Source organism: Alkaliphilus crotonatoxidans (assembly GCF_054658015.1).
Genome location: NZ_BAAHXS010000006.1, coordinates 1,220,939 through 1,238,658, shown reverse-complemented (window position 1 = coordinate 1,238,658; position 17,720 = coordinate 1,220,939). Strand labels below are relative to the sequence as shown.

Here is a 17,720-nt window from a genome sequence, read left to right as displayed (position 1 = left end):
ATGAATGACCAGGCAGCAAGACTCAGAGAAATGATACAGCAAAAGAAGCGCTTAGACAAAATAAAAAACGATAAAGACAAATACCAAGAACAAATGCAGCCTAGAGTAATTTGTATTACCAGTGGCAAGGGAGGGGTGGGTAAAACTAATTTCACCCTTAATTTAGCCATAGCCCTTAGTCAGCAAAATAAGCGAGTGGTCATTATCGATGCAGATTTGGGCCTTGCCAACATTGATGTGGTAATGGGGGTATTGCCCAAATATTCACTATTAGATGTAATTAATGGGAACAAAACCCTAAAGGAAGTTGTCATTCAGGGCCCCAATGGCATTAAAATTGTTTCAGGAGGGTCTGGTATCCTGGATCTGATCGATATGTCCGGCGAAAAGCTTAAGGATTTAATTGAAAAGTTCAATGAGCTTAATCAAATGGCAGATATTATTTTGATCGATACCGGAGCGGGTCTTTCTAAATCGGTTTTATCCTTTGTTTTAGCGGCCCAGGAGGTGATTGTAGTCTGTACACCCGAACCCACTGCCGTCACCGATGCCTATGCGATGATTAAAACCATCGGTTTGAAGGATTCCAACAAATGCCTTAGTTTACTGGTCAATCGTGTGGAAAGTATAAAGGAAGGAAAAATGACCTTTGAAAAACTACAGAATGTCAGCAGCAGATTTTTAAATATAAAGCTTGAAAAGCTGGGTTATTTGTCAGAGGACATACATGTCAGCAGGTCTGTTAAGCTTCAAAAGCCATTTTTATTACAATACCCCAGAAGTGTTGTCAGTAAAAATATAGAAATTATTGCCCAGAGGCTTTTAGATAAAGATGTACCGGTTGATTCCTCCGGTGATGCCAAGGGCTTTTTTAATCGGGTAATCAGCTTATTCAGATAGGAGTGAGGTTATGGATATTGCCGCAGAGCTAAAAATTGGAGACAAACTTGAGATTCAAATCACGTCAGAGGATCAAGAAGTAAGTCCTATTGTCAGTCAAGTGGTAGACCTTAAGGAAAATCGTATTTTTATTGTAAATCCCATGAAGCAGGGTTCGGTATACGCTTTAAGGAAGGGACAAAGAATTAAAGTGATTTTTTACCGTGGAGAAAAAGGAATTTTTAGGTTTACTGCAGAAATAAAAGGTAAACTGGAGAAAAATCTTACCATTTATGAAATTGTTCCCGTTGAGGAAGCAGAAAAAATCCAAAGAAGATACTTTTATCGTTTTGAAGTGGTAAAAAGGGTATTAATAAAAGAAAGAAGTGCTTCGGAGGAATACACTGCTGTCACCAAAGACATAAGCGGCGGAGGAATGAAGCTGTATTGCAAAAAGTCCTTTAAGCTGGGAACCGTGGTTTCATGCAGGGTGTTTTTGGATGAAGAGGAGGAAACCTTTGTAAGTGGAGAGGTTGTACGATCTGAATTTGATCCGGAGGTAAGGGAATACATATTGGGAATTAACTTTACAGACATTCGGGAATCCACAAGAAACCGAATTGTATCCTTCATATTTGAAAAGCAAAGATTACTCAGGAAAAAAGGACTGATTTAAATGACTTTAGCTAAGGAGCCCATAAAGGTACTGGTTGTAGATGATTCCGCCTTTATGAGAAAAATCATATCCGATATGTTAAGCAGTGATCCCCATATTCAGGTTGTAGGGATTGCAAGGAATGGGCAAGAGGCCATTGAAAAGGTACAGACCTTAAAACCTCATATTGTAACAATGGATGTTGAAATGCCCCTTATGGATGGCCTGGAGGCCTTAAAAAAAATAATGGAGCTTGCCCCATTGCCGGTGGTCATGCTTAGCAGTCTAACGTCGGAGGGGGCAAATGCCACAATCATGGCCCTGGAAGCGGGGGCTGTGGACTTTATTCAAAAGCCTTCCAGTGTCTTTATGATTAATGCAGAATCAGTTAAGAAGGAACTGCTGCAAAAAATAAAGGTAGCATCCACTGTTAAACCCCAGGTGAAGCTCAAACAGGCTTCCATACCAGAAAGAAACATACAGGCAGGGAAGATCTTCAATACCGGAACCCGTAAGCAGGTAAGTACTAAGGAAGGTTTTCCCATTGTAGCCATTGGTACTTCCACTGGAGGCCCAAGGGCTCTACAGTCAGTGATTCCTTTAATTCCTGGTGACACCCAGGCCGCCTTTCTGGTGGTACAACATATGCCCCCCGGCTTTACCAAATCCTTGGCTGATCGGCTAAATAATATTTCAACAATAACCGTTAAGGAGGCTGAGGATGGGGAAAGAATTTTACCGGCAACAGCCTATATTGCGCCGGGAGACGCACACCTGGAAGTAAAGCAAAATCAACAAAGCCAGATGGTAATTCATTTATCCAAAAGTCCCCCAGTCTCAGGGCATCGACCCTCTGCTGATGTGATGTATACCTCTTTAACCAATATAACGGATCGGAACATTATTGCCGTTATTATGACGGGAATGGGCTCCGATGGGGCCAAGGGGCTAAAGCTGTTGAAGGAGAAAAATGAGGCAATCATTTTGGCTCAGGATGAAGCCACCTGTGTAGTCTACGGTATGCCAAAAAGTGCAGTAAAATTGGGAATAGTAGATGCAGTAATTCCCCTAGATGAAATAGCAAATTCAATACTAAATAGGTTGGAGGTGTTGTAAATGGATATGAACCAATATCTGGACATATTTATTGAAGAGTCAAAGGAGCATTTGCAAAGTATGAATCAAATACTACTGCAAATGGAAAATGCTCCTGACGATATTAATATGATTAATGAAATTTTTAGAATTGCCCACACCCTAAAGGGAATGTCGGGTACCATGGGCTTTCAAAATATTGCCCACCTGACCCACGAAATGGAAAATGTACTGGATTTTATTCGAAGCGGAAAAATGAAGATTCAGGCCAATATCATAGATATACTCTTTATGTGCTTCGATGAGCTGGAAAACTACATCAATCTGGTGGAATCCACAGGAGGGGAAGGAGAAAATACATCAGAGGGACTTATTCAAATGCTGGCTGATTTAAAGGATGGAAAGTCGGTAGATGGAGGCAGGCAGGGGAATTCTCCCCAGGGAAGCGTCAAGCAAGCAGCAGCCATAGAGAATATTCAGGTCAGTGAATATGTTCATAACGTTATTGAAAAAGCGTTGCAGCAGGAATTAAACGCCTATTTTGTAAAGGTTACCCTCGACAGCAAATGTATGCTCAAATCAGCCAGGGCCTATATCATTATCAATTCATTAGAAAAATTGGCAGAAATTATCTATTCTAATCCAAGTATTGAAGATATTGAAGATGAAAAATTTGATTTAACCTTTGAATTAATCCTCGTTACCAAGGTGGATGAGAAGCTATTACATAAAGACTTGGGTGAAATTTCGGAAATAGATAAAATAGAAATCATTGATTTATCAGGAAATCATTCCTTTGAAATTGAGGACAAGCCGGAAAAAGCTATGGCAGCCGGAGTACAGTCAGCCCCAGATGGACCCATGGCCTCGGCAAAGAACGAAGAAAATAAAACAAAACGCAATAAAACGGGCAAAACCGTCAGGGTCGATATTGACCGTCTAGATAATCTAATGAATTTGGTAAGTGAGCTGATCATTATCAAGACCAGGCTGGAGGATATTGACGATTCAAGGGAAACCGGCCAAAACATGCATGATGCTATTGAATATCTGGAAAGGATCACCACCAGCCTCCATGATGCCGTAATGAAGGTCAGAATGGTTCCCATTGAGCGGGTGTTCAACCGGTTTCCTAGAATGGTAAGGGATTTGTCAAAGGAGCTGGGGAAAGATATATCCCTTTTTATGTCAGGGGAAGAAACCGAAGTGGATCGAACAGTAATTGATGAAATAGGTGACCCTTTAATTCATTTAATAAGAAATTCCATTGACCATGGCATTGAAGACCCCGAAACCAGAATAAAGGCTTCAAAGCCTGCTAACGGAACCGTAAAGCTGGTAGCCTATCCCGATGGCAACAGTGTTGTGATTGAGGCAGAGGATGACGGCAGGGGTATCGACATTGAAAAGGTGAAGACCAAGGGGATTGAAAGGGGAATCATCACGCCGCAGCAGGCCCAAATAATGGAGGATAAAGACATTATTCAGCTTTTATTCCACCCTGGCTTTAGTACCGCAGATAAAATCTCTGATATTTCCGGCAGGGGCGTGGGGTTAGACGTGGTAAAGACAAAGATAGAATCCCTTGGTGGTGTAGTTGAGGTGGATACCAAGACCGGTAAGGGCTCTAAATTTGTTATTCGACTACCCTTGACCCTGGCAATTATTCAGGCCCTTCTTGTCAATGTTGGAACAGAAAAATATGCTATTCCCCTTAATACCATAAAAGAAATTACCACCGTTCCTTCCAGAGACATTAGAAAGGTTCAGAATAACGAGGTGGTGCTGTATCGTAATCACACCCTGCCAATCCTCAGGTTATCAAGGCTGTTAGATATAAAGTCCCAGCGTGAGGATGATGAAGACTACGTAATTGTGATTGTGAAAAAGGGTGACAAAACCGCTGGGCTGGTGGTTGATGATTTAATCGGACAGCAGGAAATCGTCATAAAATCTCTGGGCAGGTTCCTTTCAAGTATTAAGGCAATCGCTGGGGCAACTATATTGGGTAATGGTTCTGTGGCGCTGATTGTAGACACTAATTCTTTCTTTTAGGGGGTGAATCCTTTGAATAATAATCTTGATAATAATAACCAATATGTGATCTTTAAATTACAGGACGAAGACTATGGCATACCAATCAACTATGTTGAGACCATTGAAAAGATATCTGAAATTACAAGGGTTCCCAATGCACCCTACTATGTTAAGGGTGTAATCAATCTCCGGGGAGAGGTGGTGCCTGTGCTGGATTTAAGAAAGCGCTTCCAGTTCCCGGAAATTGAATTGAGTGAAGAATCCAGAATCATTATTTTATCAATAGATGAAATGATTGTAGGAATTTTGGTAGACAGCTCTTCTGAGGTATTAACTATAGAAAATGAAGCCATTGATCATGCCTCTAATCTGATCAATAACTTTGATGATGACTATATTAACGGTATCGGCAAGGTTCATGAAAGAATGATAATTATGGTGGATGCATTGAAAATTCTGGGAATATCCTCAGAAAATAATTAAGGTGGTGGCAAACCATGGCATTTAGTTTAGAGGATTTAAACAACCTGTACTTGGATGTTTTAAGGGAAATCGGTAATATTGGTTCTGGAAATGCCGCTTCAGCCTTGGCAAAAATGATTCAAAAGAGAATTGACATGGATGTGCCCCATGTTAGAATATTAGACTTTGAGGAAGCTGCAACGGTATTGGGCGGTGAAGAAATCGTTGTGGCGGGCATTTATTTTCAATTGGAGGGGGACTTGGAAGGAAATATTATGTTTTTGATGGATATTTCCTCCTCAAAGATTTTAACTGGTATGCTGATGGGAAGGGAAGAAAATGTTGGTGAACTGGATGAAATGGATCGCTCTGCCCTGCAGGAAATTGGTAATATATTGTCCGGCTCCTACATTTCGTCTCTATCAGCATTAACGGGTTTAGATTTAAAAATTTCCGTTCCTTCTCTTTGCATTGATATGGCAGGAGCGATTTTAAGTGTACCTGCAATTCAATTTTCCCAAACCTTTGATAAAGTTCTGTTGATTGAAACCACCTTGACAGAAGGCGATAACCGGGTAAAGGGTAATTTCTTTTTAATTCCTGACAGCGGCTCCTTTGAAAAGCTGCTGTCGAGCTTGGGAGTGTACAGTTAATGCATAATATAATCAAGGTCGGTATGGCGGATTTAAAGGTGGTTAAAGAGCCAGACATACTGACAACATTAGGCCTGGGTTCCTGTGTAGGAATAGCATTATATGATCGAATCAAGCAAATAGCTGGTCTTGCCCATATTATGTTACCCTCCAGTATACAGATCAAAAATAATCAAAACAAGGCTAAGTTTGCCGACACAGCCATTGAGATGCTTATAGAGGAAATGGTTAAGCAGGGGGCTAGCCAAGGAAGACTGACTGCCAAAATTGCCGGGGGGGCCCAGATGTTTTCCTTTGGTTCAAGCGGAAGTGATTTAATGAAAATCGGCCATCGTAATACGATTGCCACAAAGGAAATACTCAATCAATTCAATATACCCATCCTTTCAGAGGACACCGGGGGAAATTATGGCAGAACAATTGAGTTTTATTCAGTAAATGGAGACTTGCTCGTCAAAACCATTGGTTATGGCGTCAAGACCATTTAGTAGCAGAATTTGTAGCCAGGAGGTCTCTATGGAACATTCAAGCCTGTGGCAGCACTATAAAAAACATAAGGATAGCAGCAGTAAAGCTCAACTGATTGAGGCATATATCGAATTGGTCAAGGTAGTGGCTGGAAGACTATATAATACATATGGGACTAATGTAGAGTATGATGATTTAGTTGGTTATGGTATATTTGGATTAATAGATGCAATTGAAAAATTTGAGCTTGATAAAAATGTCAAATTTGAAACCTATGCTCAAATAAGAATCAGAGGTGCTATTATTGATCAGCTGAGGAACCTGGATTGGGTTCCCAGATCCATCAGACAGAAAGCCAAGGCAGTTGAAATGGCATATCATAAGCTGGAAAATCAATTGGGAAGAAGTGCTTCAGACAGTGAGGTGGCAAAGGAATTAGGCGTGTCTCTTAAGGATTATCAGCTGACACTTCAGCAAATTAATAACCTTAATGTTGTTTCTCTGGAAGAAAAGCTGATTGAAGGACATGCGGGCAATCTTCGAGAGCGGGAGGATTATTTACCAGAGAGTATTTTATGCAGCCAGGAAACCTATGAAATTTTAAGAAGCAGTATTGATAACCTCCCTGAAAGAGAAAAACAGGTAATTGCACTCTATTATTATGAAGAATTGACCTATAAAGAAATTGGTGCGGTATTGGGAATTTCCGAATCAAGAGTTTCGCAGCTTCACTCAAAGGGAATTTCTAGATTAAAGGCAAAGCTTTCAATTTAACGGAGTCTTTTTTTAGAAGATTGATAGGATGACTTTGTTGAAATCTATTGACGGAAGGTTCTCTACAATTTGAATTAATATGATGTAAGAGCTTTCCTTATAGATAAAAAAAAGTATGTTTGGGGGGAGGACTGATGGCTATGGGAAACCGGTTTATAATCGTAGACGGAGAAAATTATGATGAGGCCTTGGAAAAGGCAATGCTTCAGCTTAAGCTAACCAGGGATGAAGTGGCGGTAGAGATTCTGGAGGAAAAAAGAGGCTTCCTCTTTAAAAAAGGATCAATTAAACTTAAGGTTAGTCCCAAGGAAGCTGAAGCAGTTGTTACAATGGAAGCAATCGAAGCAAAGGAAGAAGCACCGCTGGATTTGATAAAGGGTTTGAAATCTATAGAAGCTGAAGTGAAGCCCTATCAATTAAGCTATGGGCAGGAAGGCGTATTTCTAAGGGTAAACAATACCTATCAAAATGACCAGGATTTAATTAATGCTATATTGGATTACTTAAAGAGAAAGCAGGTAAAGGGCTATGAGCTTAACCAAGTTACGCAAGCAGTTAAGCAAAAGAACCAACCCTGTAAAATTGCTCCGCCCCAGGAGGAGTCCCTTATTGACAGCACAGTGAAAATCAATCTTTCCCGGGATAAGATGGAAGCCAGCATTTGGGTCTCAGCGGCGGAAGGCGGGAAGGAATTTACTCTAGAGACCTTAAAAGAAGAGCTGTTCCAGGGGCAGGTGGTCTTTGGTATTGATGAAGAGCTGCTTAAAAAAATAGTAGACCATAAGTGGACAGACGGGTATGTAAAGGTTGCCAAGGGAAAGGCCCCGATTGATGGTATTGACGGGAAGGCTATTTATTTGTTTGATACAGATAAGAGCTTTAAGCCAATTATTCTGGAGGATGGGACCGTTGACTTTAAGCAGCTGAATATTATAAGAAATGTCAATCGTGGCGAGCTGCTGGTAGAGATTATCCCCCCCACCGATGGGGTACCGGGAACCGATGTGTGCGGGAATACCATTTCTGCCAAAAAGGGAAAAGAGGTCAGAATTAAAAAAGGAAAAAATACTGTTGAAAGCGAAGACGGCCTGAAGCTCTATGCGGCGGTCGACGGTCAAATCATTGTAGAGGATGGTAAAATAAGCGTCAGCGAAGTCTATCAGATTCGAGGCGATGTCGATAACTCTACAGGAAACGTACAATTTAACGGTACTGTGATTGTCAATGGAAATGTTAAGTCAGGTTTTATGATCCAGGCAGAGGGTAACATCGAGGTAAATGGTGTAGTGGAAGGAGCTACTTTAATTTCAAAGGGAAATATTGTACTTAGTAGAGGCATACAGGGAAATAATCAGGCACTGCTGGAATGTGGCGGTAATTTAGTGGTTAAGTATGTTGAAAATGCAAAAATTCGGTGTCGGGGAAACATCCAGGCAGACTTTATACTACATAGCGATGTTGTTACAAAGGGTAAAATTTTATTAAATGGAAAAAGAGGCTTAGTAGCCGGCGGTGATATTCGAGCCGGTGAAGAAATCAGAGCTAAAACAGTGGGTTCCCATATGGGCACCTCCACGAGGCTGGAAGTAGGAATAGATCCCCAAGAACGAATGAAGCAGGATGAGATTAAAACGGAACTGGCCGAGATTGACAAAAATTCTCAAAATCTTAAGAAAACGATTGACCTGTTGAAGCGGACTGCTCAGGCGGGGCAAATTCCAAAAAATAAGGAAGAGATTTTAATCAAGTCAGTTAAGACTCTTGAGTTTTTAAAGGAGAAGGAGGCAACCCTAAGGGCACAGCTCCAGGAAATTGACGAAAGAATTGCCTATCTATCCAGAGGAAAAATTCATGTTTCCGATACCATTTATCCCGGTGTCAAGGTGGTTATCTTAAATGCCACAAGATTTATCTATGATGAGCTGTCTAATTGTACCCTATATCGCAAGGATGGAGAAGTTACAATCGGCCCTTATGAGAAATAGGAGGTTCCCAATATGTCTATTAAGCCAATTGATTTTCATTTAACCTATGCCAATACCATAAACGAGTCAAAAAACAAGCAGGTGGATTTTAATCGGGTAAAGGATACGAATCAGTACGTCCAACACCAGCAGGAAGCAGAAGTCCAGCGAAATAAGGAGCGGATTGTACAGTCAGAGGAATCAAAGGGTAAAAAAATCAATCAGGAGCAGGCAAAGGAACAGAACCCTAAGGAGAATAAGGGAAAGAAAAAGAAGCAGGCTGAGGGGCGGGTGAAAAAGAAGGCTGACCCCCTTAAAGGTGCTGATTCAAAAGGTTTAAAAATTGACATTATGATTTAAAGAGGTGCATTATGGGGTTAAATATAACGATCATTATACTAGGCGGAATCATTGTTTTAATTGCATTGGCCCTTTTCATCAAAGAGCAGCGGGCCACATCAGAGGAGCTTCCCAATTCATTTTTATTTCAAGGCCCCGGTCAGCAAGACCTTATACAGCTTAAAAATGAGGTTAAGGCCCTTAAAAGCGAATTGGGTGCGGCAACAGAACTATTAAGAACCATGGCCCAGGAGCCAAAGCCTATGGAGGTCACCGAAGAGGAGGCTCCCTTCGATCAATTGCTGAATTATAATCGATTTACCAAGAAAAATGAGCGAATTATTCAGCTGTATCAATCGGGGGAAACACCTGAAAGCATTGCCAGAAAGCTTGAAAAGAGCCTTCGGGAGGTTGAAATGGTGATTAAACTTATTAAATGAGGTGAAGGGTTTGAAGAAGCTTTGCTACTTTAGCTTAATTATTGGGATTGGTATTGGAATGATCATAACAGCCTCGTTAAATGAATTAGTCGGGGGAAATGATCAGGAAATACCCCAGGTCGTAGACAATTCATCCCAGGGAGAACTGGAGAAAACCCTTGGAGAAATTAAAAACAGTCTGATTGTTCAGCAAAGCCAATTGGATCAGATCGAGGGTGATTTAGAAAATGAGCCGGAAAAAATGGAAAATGATGAATTATATCCTTCCGATGGGGATAAAATAGAAGATACGAAACCCCAAGAGCCAGTGGAAATCACCATTCTACCAGGAATGCATACCCAGGCCATTGCCGACCTGATGGCAGAAAAGGGCCTGATAGAAAGTCCAGAGGATTTCATTGAAGAAGCCTACGCAAAGGATGTAACTCGAAAATTCAGGGCAGGCAAGGTATTGATTCCCAGAGGCAGCAGCATTGAGGATATTTTCGAACTATTGACCAAAAGGCCTTGATGGGCCCGGTTTGATGAAAAGCTCCTAATTGGATAATCATAAAAAACCCAGCACCTATAGACTTCGATAGGCTATGCTGGTTGTTTTTTAGGAACTTTTGATCAAACTGTGAGGATCACCTTTGACGAATAGCCTGGAGATGAAAATCTATTGCTATTGTATAATTAAATAGAAAAAATTTCATAATCTAAGATAAAAAATATTGCTTCATCCACAACCATGTGTTAAAATACTTAGGGTGAGAAAAAACACACATCCTATGATTTATTTGGTGGTGCCTTCGGGTCCCAGATAAATATGATTAGGGTGGCGGAAAAACTAGGAGGTGGCGTAATGTCAGTTATTTCAATGAAACAATTATTAGAGGCTGGTGTTCACTTTGGGCACCAAACAAGAAGATGGAATCCCAAGATGGCGGAGTACATCTTTACAGAAAGAAATGGAATCTACATCATTGACCTGCAAAAAACCGTCAAGAAGGTAGAAGATGCGTACCAGGTTATGAAGGAAATTGCTGCAGAAGGCAAGACAATTCTTTTCGTAGGTACCAAAAAACAAGCCCAAGAGGCAATTGAAGAAGAAGCTAAAAGATGTGGCATGTTCTATGTCAATCAAAGATGGTTAGGTGGTATGTTAACTAACTACAAAACCATCAAAATCAGAATTGATCGACTTCATGAGCTTGAAAGAATGGAAGAGGATGGAACCTTCAACGTATTACCTAAAAAGGAAGTAATTAAGCTAAGACATGAAAAAGAAAAGCTTGAAAAGTTCCTTGGCGGAATTAAAGATATGAAGGAAATCCCCGAAGCAATTTTTGTGGTTGATCCAAGAAAAGAAAGAATTGCCATTAAGGAAGCGCAAAAACTGGGTATACCAGTAATTGCAATTGTGGATACTAACTGTGATCCTGAAGAGGTGGATTACGTAATTCCTGGAAATGATGATGCAATTCGGGCCGTGAAATTGCTTACAGCTACCATGGCCAATGCCGTTTTAGAAGGTAAGCAAGGGGTTCAAACTGAAGAGTAGAAATGATAAGAGGTAAGGGTATAGGGGAGTTTCCCTTGCTCCCTTACCTTTCATAATATTAAGGAGGAGGCTAACAAATGAGTATTACTGCAGGAATGGTAAAAGAGCTTAGAGAAAAAACAGGAGCAGGTATGATGGACTGCAAAAAAGCCTTGACTGATTCTAATGGAGATATGGATAAGGCCGTAGAAATCTTAAGAGAAAAGGGTCTTGCTGCGGTGGCCAAGAAGGCCGGCAGAATTGCAGCGGAAGGATTAGTAGAGTCATACATACATGGCGGCAGAATCGGGGTACTGGTTGAAGTAAACTCTGAGACAGACTTTGTTGCAAAAAATCAAGAATTTAAGGATTTTGTCAAAGACATTGCCATGCAAATTGCTGCTGCCAATCCTTTGTATGTGAAGAAGGAAGAGGTTCCTCAAGATGAAATTGCAAAGGAAAAGGAAATTCTTAAAAAGCAAGCCCTAAATGAAGGAAAACCAGAAAAAATCGTTGAAAAAATGGTTGAGGGCAGAATTGAAAAATACTATAAAGAAGTATGTTTATTGGAACAAAGCTTCGTAAAAAATCCTGACATCACAATCGGAGAACTATTAACCGAAAAGATTTCAAAAATTGGTGAAAATATCAGCATTAGAAGATTCGTAAGATTTGAGGTAGGCGAAGGTTTAGAAAAGAAAGAAGAAAACTTTGCAGAAGAAGTTGCAAAGCAAATAGAACAACAATAATTTAATGGAGAACACCCCTGTGTCATCCAGTAATTGTTGAGGCTCTAGCCTGATCAAAAGCCCCTGGATTCAAGGCGTAGGAAAAGGCAGCGAACACAGCGTATGATCAATACGTAAGGGAGCTGGCTTTGACAGACGTAAAGAAGCTCAGGGGATTTTTACAACCAGGAGAACATCTCGGTGTTCTCCTTTATATAGAGCTTAAGGCACAGCCTTTATTAATTTCGAAAATAGACAAAGAAATTTTGTATTTCATAAATGCAGTTTCGTTCAGAAAAAAGGGTTTTTTATAAACTTGTAGAAATTAAAGAATGGAGGATTTTAAAATGACAGAACCTCTATATAGAAGGGTTTTATTGAAAATAAGCGGTGAAGCTTTGGCCGGGCAGCAGGGTTTTGGACTGGATACGGAAACCGTCAATGAAATCGCCAACCAGATAAAGGAAATTAGTGATCTGGGTGTACAGGTGGCAGTCGTTGTGGGAGGCGGTAATTTCTGGCGAGGTCGTAGCGGTGAAGGAATGGATCGTACCACCGCAGACTATATGGGAATGATGGCCACTGTTATTAATGCCCTGGCCCTGCAGGATGCATTAGAGAACATCAATATACTGACTCGAGTACAGACTGCAATCGAAATGAGACAAATTGCTGAGCCTTATATTCGAAGAAGAGCGGTTCGTCATTTGGAAAAAAATCGTGTGGTGATTTTTGCTGCCGGCACTGGAAATCCATATTTTTCTACTGATACCACAGCGGCATTGCGGGCTGCTGAAATTGAAGCAGAGGTAATTCTCCTGGCGAAGAAGGTTGATGGGGTCTATGATGCTGATCCCAACCAGGTAGCCACAGCAAAGCGCTTCGATCAGCTTACCTATTTAGACGTGTTAAAGATGGGATTAAAAGTAATGGATTCCACAGCCACCTCCCTCTGTATGGATAATCGTATACCGATTCAAGTCTTCGGAATTGATAACCCCGGAAATATTAAAAAAGTTGTAATGGGTGAAAAGATAGGAACTTATATAAATAGTTAATTAAAAAGGAGGAGATAATTATGTTGTTAGATGTTCATAAGACAATTGAAGAGAAAATGCAAAAAACCATTAGTGTGGCAAAGGAAGACTTGAACGGAATAAGGGCTGGAAGGGCCAATCCTGCCATGCTGGATAAGCTTACTGTAGACTATTATGGCACACCAACACCAGTTAAACAGATCGCCTCTGTTTCAGCTCCTGAGCCAAGGGTATTGCTGATTCAACCCTATGATCGCTCTGCCATGGGCAGTATTGAGAAGGCTATTCTGACATCAGACCTGGGGCTTAACCCCTCTAATGACGGTAAGGTTATTCGTTTAAATATACCACAGCTTACAGAAGAAAGAAGAAAAGACTTAACCAAGCTTGTGAAGAAGACTGCTGAGGATGCAAAGGTGGCCATTCGAAATGAAAGAAGAGAAGGTAATGACCTGCTTAAAAAAATGCAAAAAGATGGAGAATTAACTGAAGATGATTTAAAAAAGGCCCAGGATGAGGTACAAAAGCTGACCGATAAATACATACAAAAAATTGATGATTTAGTGGCAGCTAAAGAAAAGGAACTGATGGAGGTATAGGATTGAATCAAATTCCGAATTTGACAGGCTATCCTGTAGAGGTTGCAGAAAAAAGATTGAAGACAATGGGGCTTCAAATGGTAATCATTGAAACCATGGGAAAAAATACAGTTAAAACAGAAGATGCCAGAGTAATAAGACAAAATGTACTGGCAAATCAAATTGAACTTATTATATCCTATTTTTAAGCCCCCATTTTGGGGGTTTAAAAACGATTAAGGAGAATTAAAATGAAGGAATGGCTGAATATTTTTCAAAAGAATAATGAACAGGCCTTTAATATAGATAAGGGCGAGATGCCGGAGCACGTGGCCATCATTATGGATGGAAACGGACGATGGGCTCAAAAAAGACAAATGCCCAGGGCCCTGGGCCATAAGGCTGGCGTTGAAGCCCTTCGGGATGTGATTAAGACCGCAGATTCCATAGGGTTAAAATATTTAACCTTCTATGCCTTTTCTACGGAAAATTGGAAGCGTCCGGCCGATGAGGTTTCCACCCTTATGCAGCTTTTGGTGGAATATCTAAAGAAGGAAGTGAAGGAGCTTCACGAAAACAAAGTACGAATTCATACCATAGGTGATATTGATAAATTGCCCGAAAAACCCTTGAAGGAGGTTTTAAAGGCCAAGGAGCTGACCCAAAATAATACAGGCTTGTGGGTCAATATTGCTCTGAATTACGGTGGCAGAGATGAACTGATTAGAGGAATTAAACGTCTAATTGATCAGGTATCGGCAGGCACCCTATCCAGGGAAGATATTAATGAAGAAACCATAGGCCTAGCCCTTGATACAAATGGAATTCCTGATCCCGAGCTGATCATTCGTACTAGTGGAGAGCATCGTCTCAGTAATTTTCTCCTTTGGCAATGTGCCTATTCGGAATTCTGGTTTACAGAAACCTTCTGGCCTGATTTCCGTGGTAAAGACCTAATTGAGGGAATCAGAGCATATCAAAACCGTGACCGGCGGTTTGGTGCCGTATAGGAGAGGGGTGGTCTACCATGCTTAAAAGAATTGTAAGTGGTTTATTGGGCGTACCTGTATTGCTGGCTGTCGTTTATTTTGGAGGAACAGCCCTCTTTGCGGCTACCTTAGTGGTTGCTTTGATTGGGCTCTATGAATTTTATCAAGCGATGGAAGCAGCCAAGCTAAATCCAATAAAGCCAATAGGCTATATCTTTACTATTGCCATATTAAGCCAATTTCACTTTATAAATATGTCTGCTAATCCGATTTTTTGGTTGGTAATGACTATAATAGCATTGAGTATCATACTCCTTGCCAACCGAAAATATAATATGATAGATGCCAGTATCACCCTTTATGGATTATTGTATGTACCGGTACTGCTGGGGCACATTTTGCTGACCAGCCAGCAGCCCAATGGTATTGTCATATGGTTGATATTTATCACTGCCTGGGGAACCGATACCTGCGCCTATTTTGCCGGAAATTTTTTTGGAAAAAGAAAGCTCTGCCCTGAGATCAGTCCTAAAAAAACCGTAGAAGGGGCCATTGGTGGCATATTGGGTACGATGATTATTGCCGGTATCTTTGGGTATTTTATGATCAAAGAACATATGACAGCGGTGATTTTAATCGGTTTTTTTGGAAGCATTTTTTCTATGCTGGGGGATCTTACCGCTTCGGTTATTAAACGAAGGGTGGGTATAAAAGACTTTGGTAATTTAATTCCAGGCCATGGAGGAATTCTTGATCGATTTGACAGTATCTTGTTTACAGCGCCGGTAATCTATTATTTTTTGCTATTCATGATTAATAGATTATAGAATGAATAAGCATGGCTTTGAAAGCAATGCTTATTTTATTCATAGTCTGACACTAAAGGGGTGAAGCCAATGAAAAAAAAGATAAGCCTTTTGGGTTCTACGGGTTCCATTGGTAAACAGGCCATCGAGGTGGTTCAAGATCATCCTGAAGAATTTCAGGTAGTGGCCTTGGCTGCGTTGAAAAGTATAGAAGCCTTGGAAGAACAGATTGATCAGCTGAAGCCCAAACTGGTGGCTGTTTATGATGAAGAAAAGGCAAAGGAGCTGCGGGCCAGAACAGGAAGCTCAACAAAAATTGTTGCGGGAATGGAGGGGCTGATAGAGGCTGCCACCATACCGGAGGCCGATATTGTCTTAAATTCTGTAATGGGCAGTATTGGGTTGGTACCTACCCTTAAGGCCATTCAAAGTAATAAAGACATTGCTCTGGCCAATAAAGAGACCCTGGTGGTGGCAGGGGCCTTAGTGATGGAGCTTGTCAAAAAGCATCAAGTGAGAATGATTCCGGTAGATAGTGAGCATTCAGCTATTTTTCAATGCCTTCAGGGTGAAAATTATCATAACCTTTCAAAGCTGATCATAACAGCATCAGGAGGGCCCTTCAGGAACTGGAAGAAGGAAGACATTGCCCAGGCCGCCTGTGCTGAAGCCTTAAGGCACCCGAATTGGACAATGGGGAAAAAAATTACCATTGATTCTGCTACGCTTATGAACAAGGGATTGGAAGTAATTGAAGCCAGGTGGTTATTTGATGTGGATGTGGATAAAATAGAAGTAGTGGTTCATCCGGAAAGTATTATCCATTCCATGATAGAATTGAAGGATTATTCGGTTATTGCCCAAATGGGGCTGCCAGATATGAAGCTGCCGATACAGTATGCCTTTACATATCCTGAGCGATTGGTCGGCAATTTACCAAGACTTAATTTTAAAGAAATTAGTAGCCTCCACTTTGAAATGCCCGATACAGATAAATTTCCATGCCTTGAATTGGCCTGTGAGGCCTTAAGAATAGGAGGAACAATGCCCTGTGTAGTAAATGGGGCCAATGAAGTATTGGTAGAGGGCTACTTGAAGGGAAGAATTGGTTTTTATGATATTCCTAGAATCATAGAGGCTGCCATGGGGCAGCACCAAGCCTTTTCCTATGAAAGCCTTGAAGAGGTGTTGTCAGTGGATGAATGGGTGAGAGCATGGGTAAAAAGCCAAATAAGATAGGAAGGTGTTAAAAAATGGGAACTGCAATTGCAGCGATTATTGTTTTCAGCATGCTGGTGTTTTTCCATGAGCTGGGGCATTTTGCCATAGCAAAGCTGGTGGGAATTAAAGTACATGAATTTGCCATTGGAATGGGGCCAAAGCTTTTCGCCTTTTCAGGTTCAGAGACTGACTATTCTGTCAGGGCCTTTCCAATCGGGGGCTATGTAAAAATGGAAGGCGAAGACGAGAAATCCGAAGATGCCAGGAGCTTCAATAAAAAGTCTGTACCTGCAAGGATGGCGGTCATCGTGGCAGGACCAATCATGAATTTTATTCTAGGCCTTCTGCTTTTTACCCTTTTATTTTATATGACAGGAAGCCCAGTGACGACCATAGACCAGATTATTCCCGACTCACCTGCAGAAATGGTGGAGATTATGCCTGGTGATCAGATTTTAAAAATTAATGATGAACAGATTGGAACCTGGTCTGAGCTGGAGGTCGCCATAGGCAATTCAGGAGGAGCCCCCCTGGAGGTGGTACTGGAGCGGGACAGTCAAATAATGACAAAAACCATTACCCCCATGAGGGATGAAGAGAGCGGAAAAATTATGATCGGAATTGTCCCCAAAATGGAAAGCTCCCTTAAGGGAGCAATTCAAAACAGCTTTCATAATTTTTCCATGATTGTAACAGAGATTATGGAATTTCTAAGGCGGCTGGTTACTCGGCAGGCATCTTCATCGGAGGTGGCGGGCCCAATTGGTATTATTAGTCTGGTGGGAGAAGCCACCAGGGCAGGGTGGTTAAATGTAGTTTTTCTTGCCGCCCTTATCAGCGTTAATCTAGGGCTTATGAACCTGTTACCCATTCCAGCCCTGGATGGCAGCCGACTGTTGTTCCTGCTGGTTGAGCTGCTTCGGGGGAAACCTGTAGACCCCGATCGAGAAGGCATGATCCACATGATTGGATTTAGTATTTTAATAGCCCTAATGGTCTTTGTCACCTATCAGGATATTGTAAGACTATTTAATTAAATGCTGATATTTCAATAGAAAACTTTGGAAGGTGGA

Annotated in this window: 22 protein-coding genes; all 22 read left to right on the top strand. The window is 41.2% G+C overall.

The genetic code is table 11. The features are described 5' to 3' along the window. The 22 genes from ACYQ1I_RS18070 to rseP all read left to right on the top strand — a co-directional run bounded on the left by ACYQ1I_RS18070 (nt 1) and on the right by rseP (nt 17,684). On the top strand, nt 1-900 hold the full coding sequence (locus ACYQ1I_RS18070; RefSeq protein ID WP_459767838.1) for a MinD/ParA family protein: 900 nt from the start codon (nt 1-3) through the stop codon (nt 898-900). Between the two features lie 10 nt (nt 901-910). Next, nucleotides 911-1,555: a flagellar brake protein gene (locus ACYQ1I_RS18065; RefSeq protein ID WP_459767836.1), complete on the top strand. Its 645-nt coding sequence runs from the start codon at nt 911-913 to the stop codon at nt 1,553-1,555. Continuing rightward, complete coding sequence (locus ACYQ1I_RS18060; RefSeq protein WP_459767834.1) at nt 1,556-2,650, top strand: protein-glutamate methylesterase/protein-glutamine glutaminase; 1,095 nt, start codon at nt 1,556-1,558, stop codon at nt 2,648-2,650. Then, on the top strand, nt 2,651-4,684 hold the full coding sequence (locus ACYQ1I_RS18055) for a chemotaxis protein CheW (protein ID WP_459767832.1): 2,034 nt from the start codon (nt 2,651-2,653) through the stop codon (nt 4,682-4,684). Between the two features lie 12 nt (nt 4,685-4,696). Next, nucleotides 4,697-5,149, top strand: coding sequence for a chemotaxis protein CheW (locus tag ACYQ1I_RS18050; RefSeq protein WP_459767830.1), 453 nt, complete (start codon nt 4,697-4,699; stop codon nt 5,147-5,149). Between the two features lie 14 nt (nt 5,150-5,163). Continuing rightward, nucleotides 5,164-5,781, top strand: a complete 618-nt coding sequence (locus ACYQ1I_RS18045; protein ID WP_459767828.1) for a chemotaxis protein CheC — start codon at nt 5,164-5,166, stop codon at nt 5,779-5,781. Next, the gene (locus ACYQ1I_RS18040) at nt 5,781-6,269 is read left to right on the top strand and encodes a chemotaxis protein CheD (protein WP_459767826.1); all 489 of its coding nucleotides are present in this window, start codon (nt 5,781-5,783) and stop codon (nt 6,267-6,269) included. The genes ACYQ1I_RS18045 and ACYQ1I_RS18040 overlap by 1 nt, the downstream gene beginning before the upstream one ends. A 28-nt stretch (nt 6,270-6,297) precedes the next feature. After that, a complete protein-coding gene (locus ACYQ1I_RS18035; RefSeq protein ID WP_459767824.1) occupies nt 6,298-7,023 on the top strand; it encodes a FliA/WhiG family RNA polymerase sigma factor in 726 nt (241 codons plus the stop codon). Nucleotides 7,024-7,157: 134 nt separating this feature from the next. Beyond that, on the top strand, nt 7,158-9,008 hold the full coding sequence (locus ACYQ1I_RS18030) for a FapA family protein (RefSeq protein ID WP_459767822.1): 1,851 nt from the start codon (nt 7,158-7,160) through the stop codon (nt 9,006-9,008). A 12-nt stretch (nt 9,009-9,020) separates the two neighbouring features. Continuing rightward, nucleotides 9,021-9,347: a hypothetical protein gene (locus tag ACYQ1I_RS18025; RefSeq protein ID WP_459767820.1), complete on the top strand. Its 327-nt coding sequence runs from the start codon at nt 9,021-9,023 to the stop codon at nt 9,345-9,347. Nucleotides 9,348-9,358: 11 nt separating this feature from the next. Next, nucleotides 9,359-9,766, top strand: coding sequence for a DUF6115 domain-containing protein (locus ACYQ1I_RS18020; RefSeq protein ID WP_459767818.1), 408 nt, complete (start codon nt 9,359-9,361; stop codon nt 9,764-9,766). 1 nt (nt 9,767) lies between these two features. After that, nucleotides 9,768-10,277, top strand: a complete 510-nt coding sequence (locus tag ACYQ1I_RS18015) for a hypothetical protein (protein ID WP_459767816.1) — start codon at nt 9,768-9,770, stop codon at nt 10,275-10,277. 333 nt (nt 10,278-10,610) lie between these two features. Further along, nucleotides 10,611-11,309, top strand: coding sequence for a 30S ribosomal protein S2 (gene rpsB / locus ACYQ1I_RS18010; RefSeq protein ID WP_459767814.1), 699 nt, complete (start codon nt 10,611-10,613; stop codon nt 11,307-11,309). Between the two features lie 77 nt (nt 11,310-11,386). Continuing rightward, nucleotides 11,387-12,037 carry a translation elongation factor Ts gene (gene tsf, locus ACYQ1I_RS18005; protein WP_459767812.1) on the top strand — a complete coding sequence of 217 codons (651 nt, stop codon included), beginning with the start codon at nt 11,387-11,389 and terminating at the stop codon, nt 12,035-12,037. Between the two features lie 128 nt (nt 12,038-12,165). Further along, on the top strand, nt 12,166-12,330 hold the full coding sequence (locus ACYQ1I_RS18000; RefSeq protein WP_459767810.1) for a hypothetical protein: 165 nt from the start codon (nt 12,166-12,168) through the stop codon (nt 12,328-12,330). Between the two features lie 33 nt (nt 12,331-12,363). After that, entirely contained in the window at nt 12,364-13,074 is a 711-nt protein-coding gene (pyrH, locus tag ACYQ1I_RS17995; protein WP_459767808.1) for a UMP kinase, read from the top strand. Nucleotides 13,075-13,094: 20 nt separating this feature from the next. Beyond that, nucleotides 13,095-13,652 carry a ribosome recycling factor gene (gene frr, locus ACYQ1I_RS17990; protein ID WP_459767806.1) on the top strand — a complete coding sequence of 186 codons (558 nt, stop codon included), beginning with the start codon at nt 13,095-13,097 and terminating at the stop codon, nt 13,650-13,652. A 2-nt stretch (nt 13,653-13,654) separates the two neighbouring features. Further along, the gene (locus ACYQ1I_RS17985; protein ID WP_459767804.1) at nt 13,655-13,840 is read left to right on the top strand and encodes a PASTA domain-containing protein; all 186 of its coding nucleotides are present in this window, start codon (nt 13,655-13,657) and stop codon (nt 13,838-13,840) included. A gap of 42 nt (nt 13,841-13,882) precedes the next feature. Next, entirely contained in the window at nt 13,883-14,641 is a 759-nt protein-coding gene (gene uppS / locus ACYQ1I_RS17980) for an undecaprenyl pyrophosphate synthase (RefSeq protein WP_459767802.1), read from the top strand. A 17-nt stretch (nt 14,642-14,658) separates the two neighbouring features. Beyond that, nucleotides 14,659-15,447, top strand: a complete 789-nt coding sequence (locus ACYQ1I_RS17975; RefSeq protein ID WP_459767800.1) for a phosphatidate cytidylyltransferase — start codon at nt 14,659-14,661, stop codon at nt 15,445-15,447. Nucleotides 15,448-15,516: 69 nt separating this feature from the next. Then, the gene (locus ACYQ1I_RS17970; protein ID WP_459767799.1) at nt 15,517-16,665 is read left to right on the top strand and encodes a 1-deoxy-D-xylulose-5-phosphate reductoisomerase; all 1,149 of its coding nucleotides are present in this window, start codon (nt 15,517-15,519) and stop codon (nt 16,663-16,665) included. A 14-nt stretch (nt 16,666-16,679) separates the two neighbouring features. Next, nucleotides 16,680-17,684, top strand: coding sequence for an RIP metalloprotease RseP (gene rseP, locus ACYQ1I_RS17965; protein ID WP_459767797.1), 1,005 nt, complete (start codon nt 16,680-16,682; stop codon nt 17,682-17,684). Nucleotides 17,685-17,720: the final 36 nt, after the last annotated feature.

Coding starts and splice junctions, on each gene's coding strand:
- ACYQ1I_RS18070 (WP_459767838.1), top strand. CDS start 1: ATGAATGACCAGGCAGCAAGACTCAGAGAAATGATACAGCAAAAGAAG.
- ACYQ1I_RS18065 (WP_459767836.1), top strand. CDS start 911: ATGGATATTGCCGCAGAGCTAAAAATTGGAGACAAACTTGAGATTCAA.
- ACYQ1I_RS18060 (WP_459767834.1), top strand. CDS start 1,556: ATGACTTTAGCTAAGGAGCCCATAAAGGTACTGGTTGTAGATGATTCC.
- ACYQ1I_RS18055 (WP_459767832.1), top strand. CDS start 2,651: ATGGATATGAACCAATATCTGGACATATTTATTGAAGAGTCAAAGGAG.
- ACYQ1I_RS18045 (WP_459767828.1), top strand. CDS start 5,164: ATGGCATTTAGTTTAGAGGATTTAAACAACCTGTACTTGGATGTTTTA.
- ACYQ1I_RS18040 (WP_459767826.1), top strand. CDS start 5,781: ATGCATAATATAATCAAGGTCGGTATGGCGGATTTAAAGGTGGTTAAA.
- ACYQ1I_RS18035 (WP_459767824.1), top strand. CDS start 6,298: ATGGAACATTCAAGCCTGTGGCAGCACTATAAAAAACATAAGGATAGC.
- ACYQ1I_RS18030 (WP_459767822.1), top strand. CDS start 7,158: ATGGCTATGGGAAACCGGTTTATAATCGTAGACGGAGAAAATTATGAT.
- ACYQ1I_RS18025 (WP_459767820.1), top strand. CDS start 9,021: ATGTCTATTAAGCCAATTGATTTTCATTTAACCTATGCCAATACCATA.
- ACYQ1I_RS18020 (WP_459767818.1), top strand. CDS start 9,359: ATGGGGTTAAATATAACGATCATTATACTAGGCGGAATCATTGTTTTA.
- rpsB (WP_459767814.1), top strand. CDS start 10,611: ATGTCAGTTATTTCAATGAAACAATTATTAGAGGCTGGTGTTCACTTT.
- tsf (WP_459767812.1), top strand. CDS start 11,387: ATGAGTATTACTGCAGGAATGGTAAAAGAGCTTAGAGAAAAAACAGGA.
- pyrH (WP_459767808.1), top strand. CDS start 12,364: ATGACAGAACCTCTATATAGAAGGGTTTTATTGAAAATAAGCGGTGAA.
- frr (WP_459767806.1), top strand. CDS start 13,095: ATGTTGTTAGATGTTCATAAGACAATTGAAGAGAAAATGCAAAAAACC.
- uppS (WP_459767802.1), top strand. CDS start 13,883: ATGAAGGAATGGCTGAATATTTTTCAAAAGAATAATGAACAGGCCTTT.
- ACYQ1I_RS17975 (WP_459767800.1), top strand. CDS start 14,659: ATGCTTAAAAGAATTGTAAGTGGTTTATTGGGCGTACCTGTATTGCTG.
- ACYQ1I_RS17970 (WP_459767799.1), top strand. CDS start 15,517: ATGAAAAAAAAGATAAGCCTTTTGGGTTCTACGGGTTCCATTGGTAAA.
- rseP (WP_459767797.1), top strand. CDS start 16,680: ATGGGAACTGCAATTGCAGCGATTATTGTTTTCAGCATGCTGGTGTTT.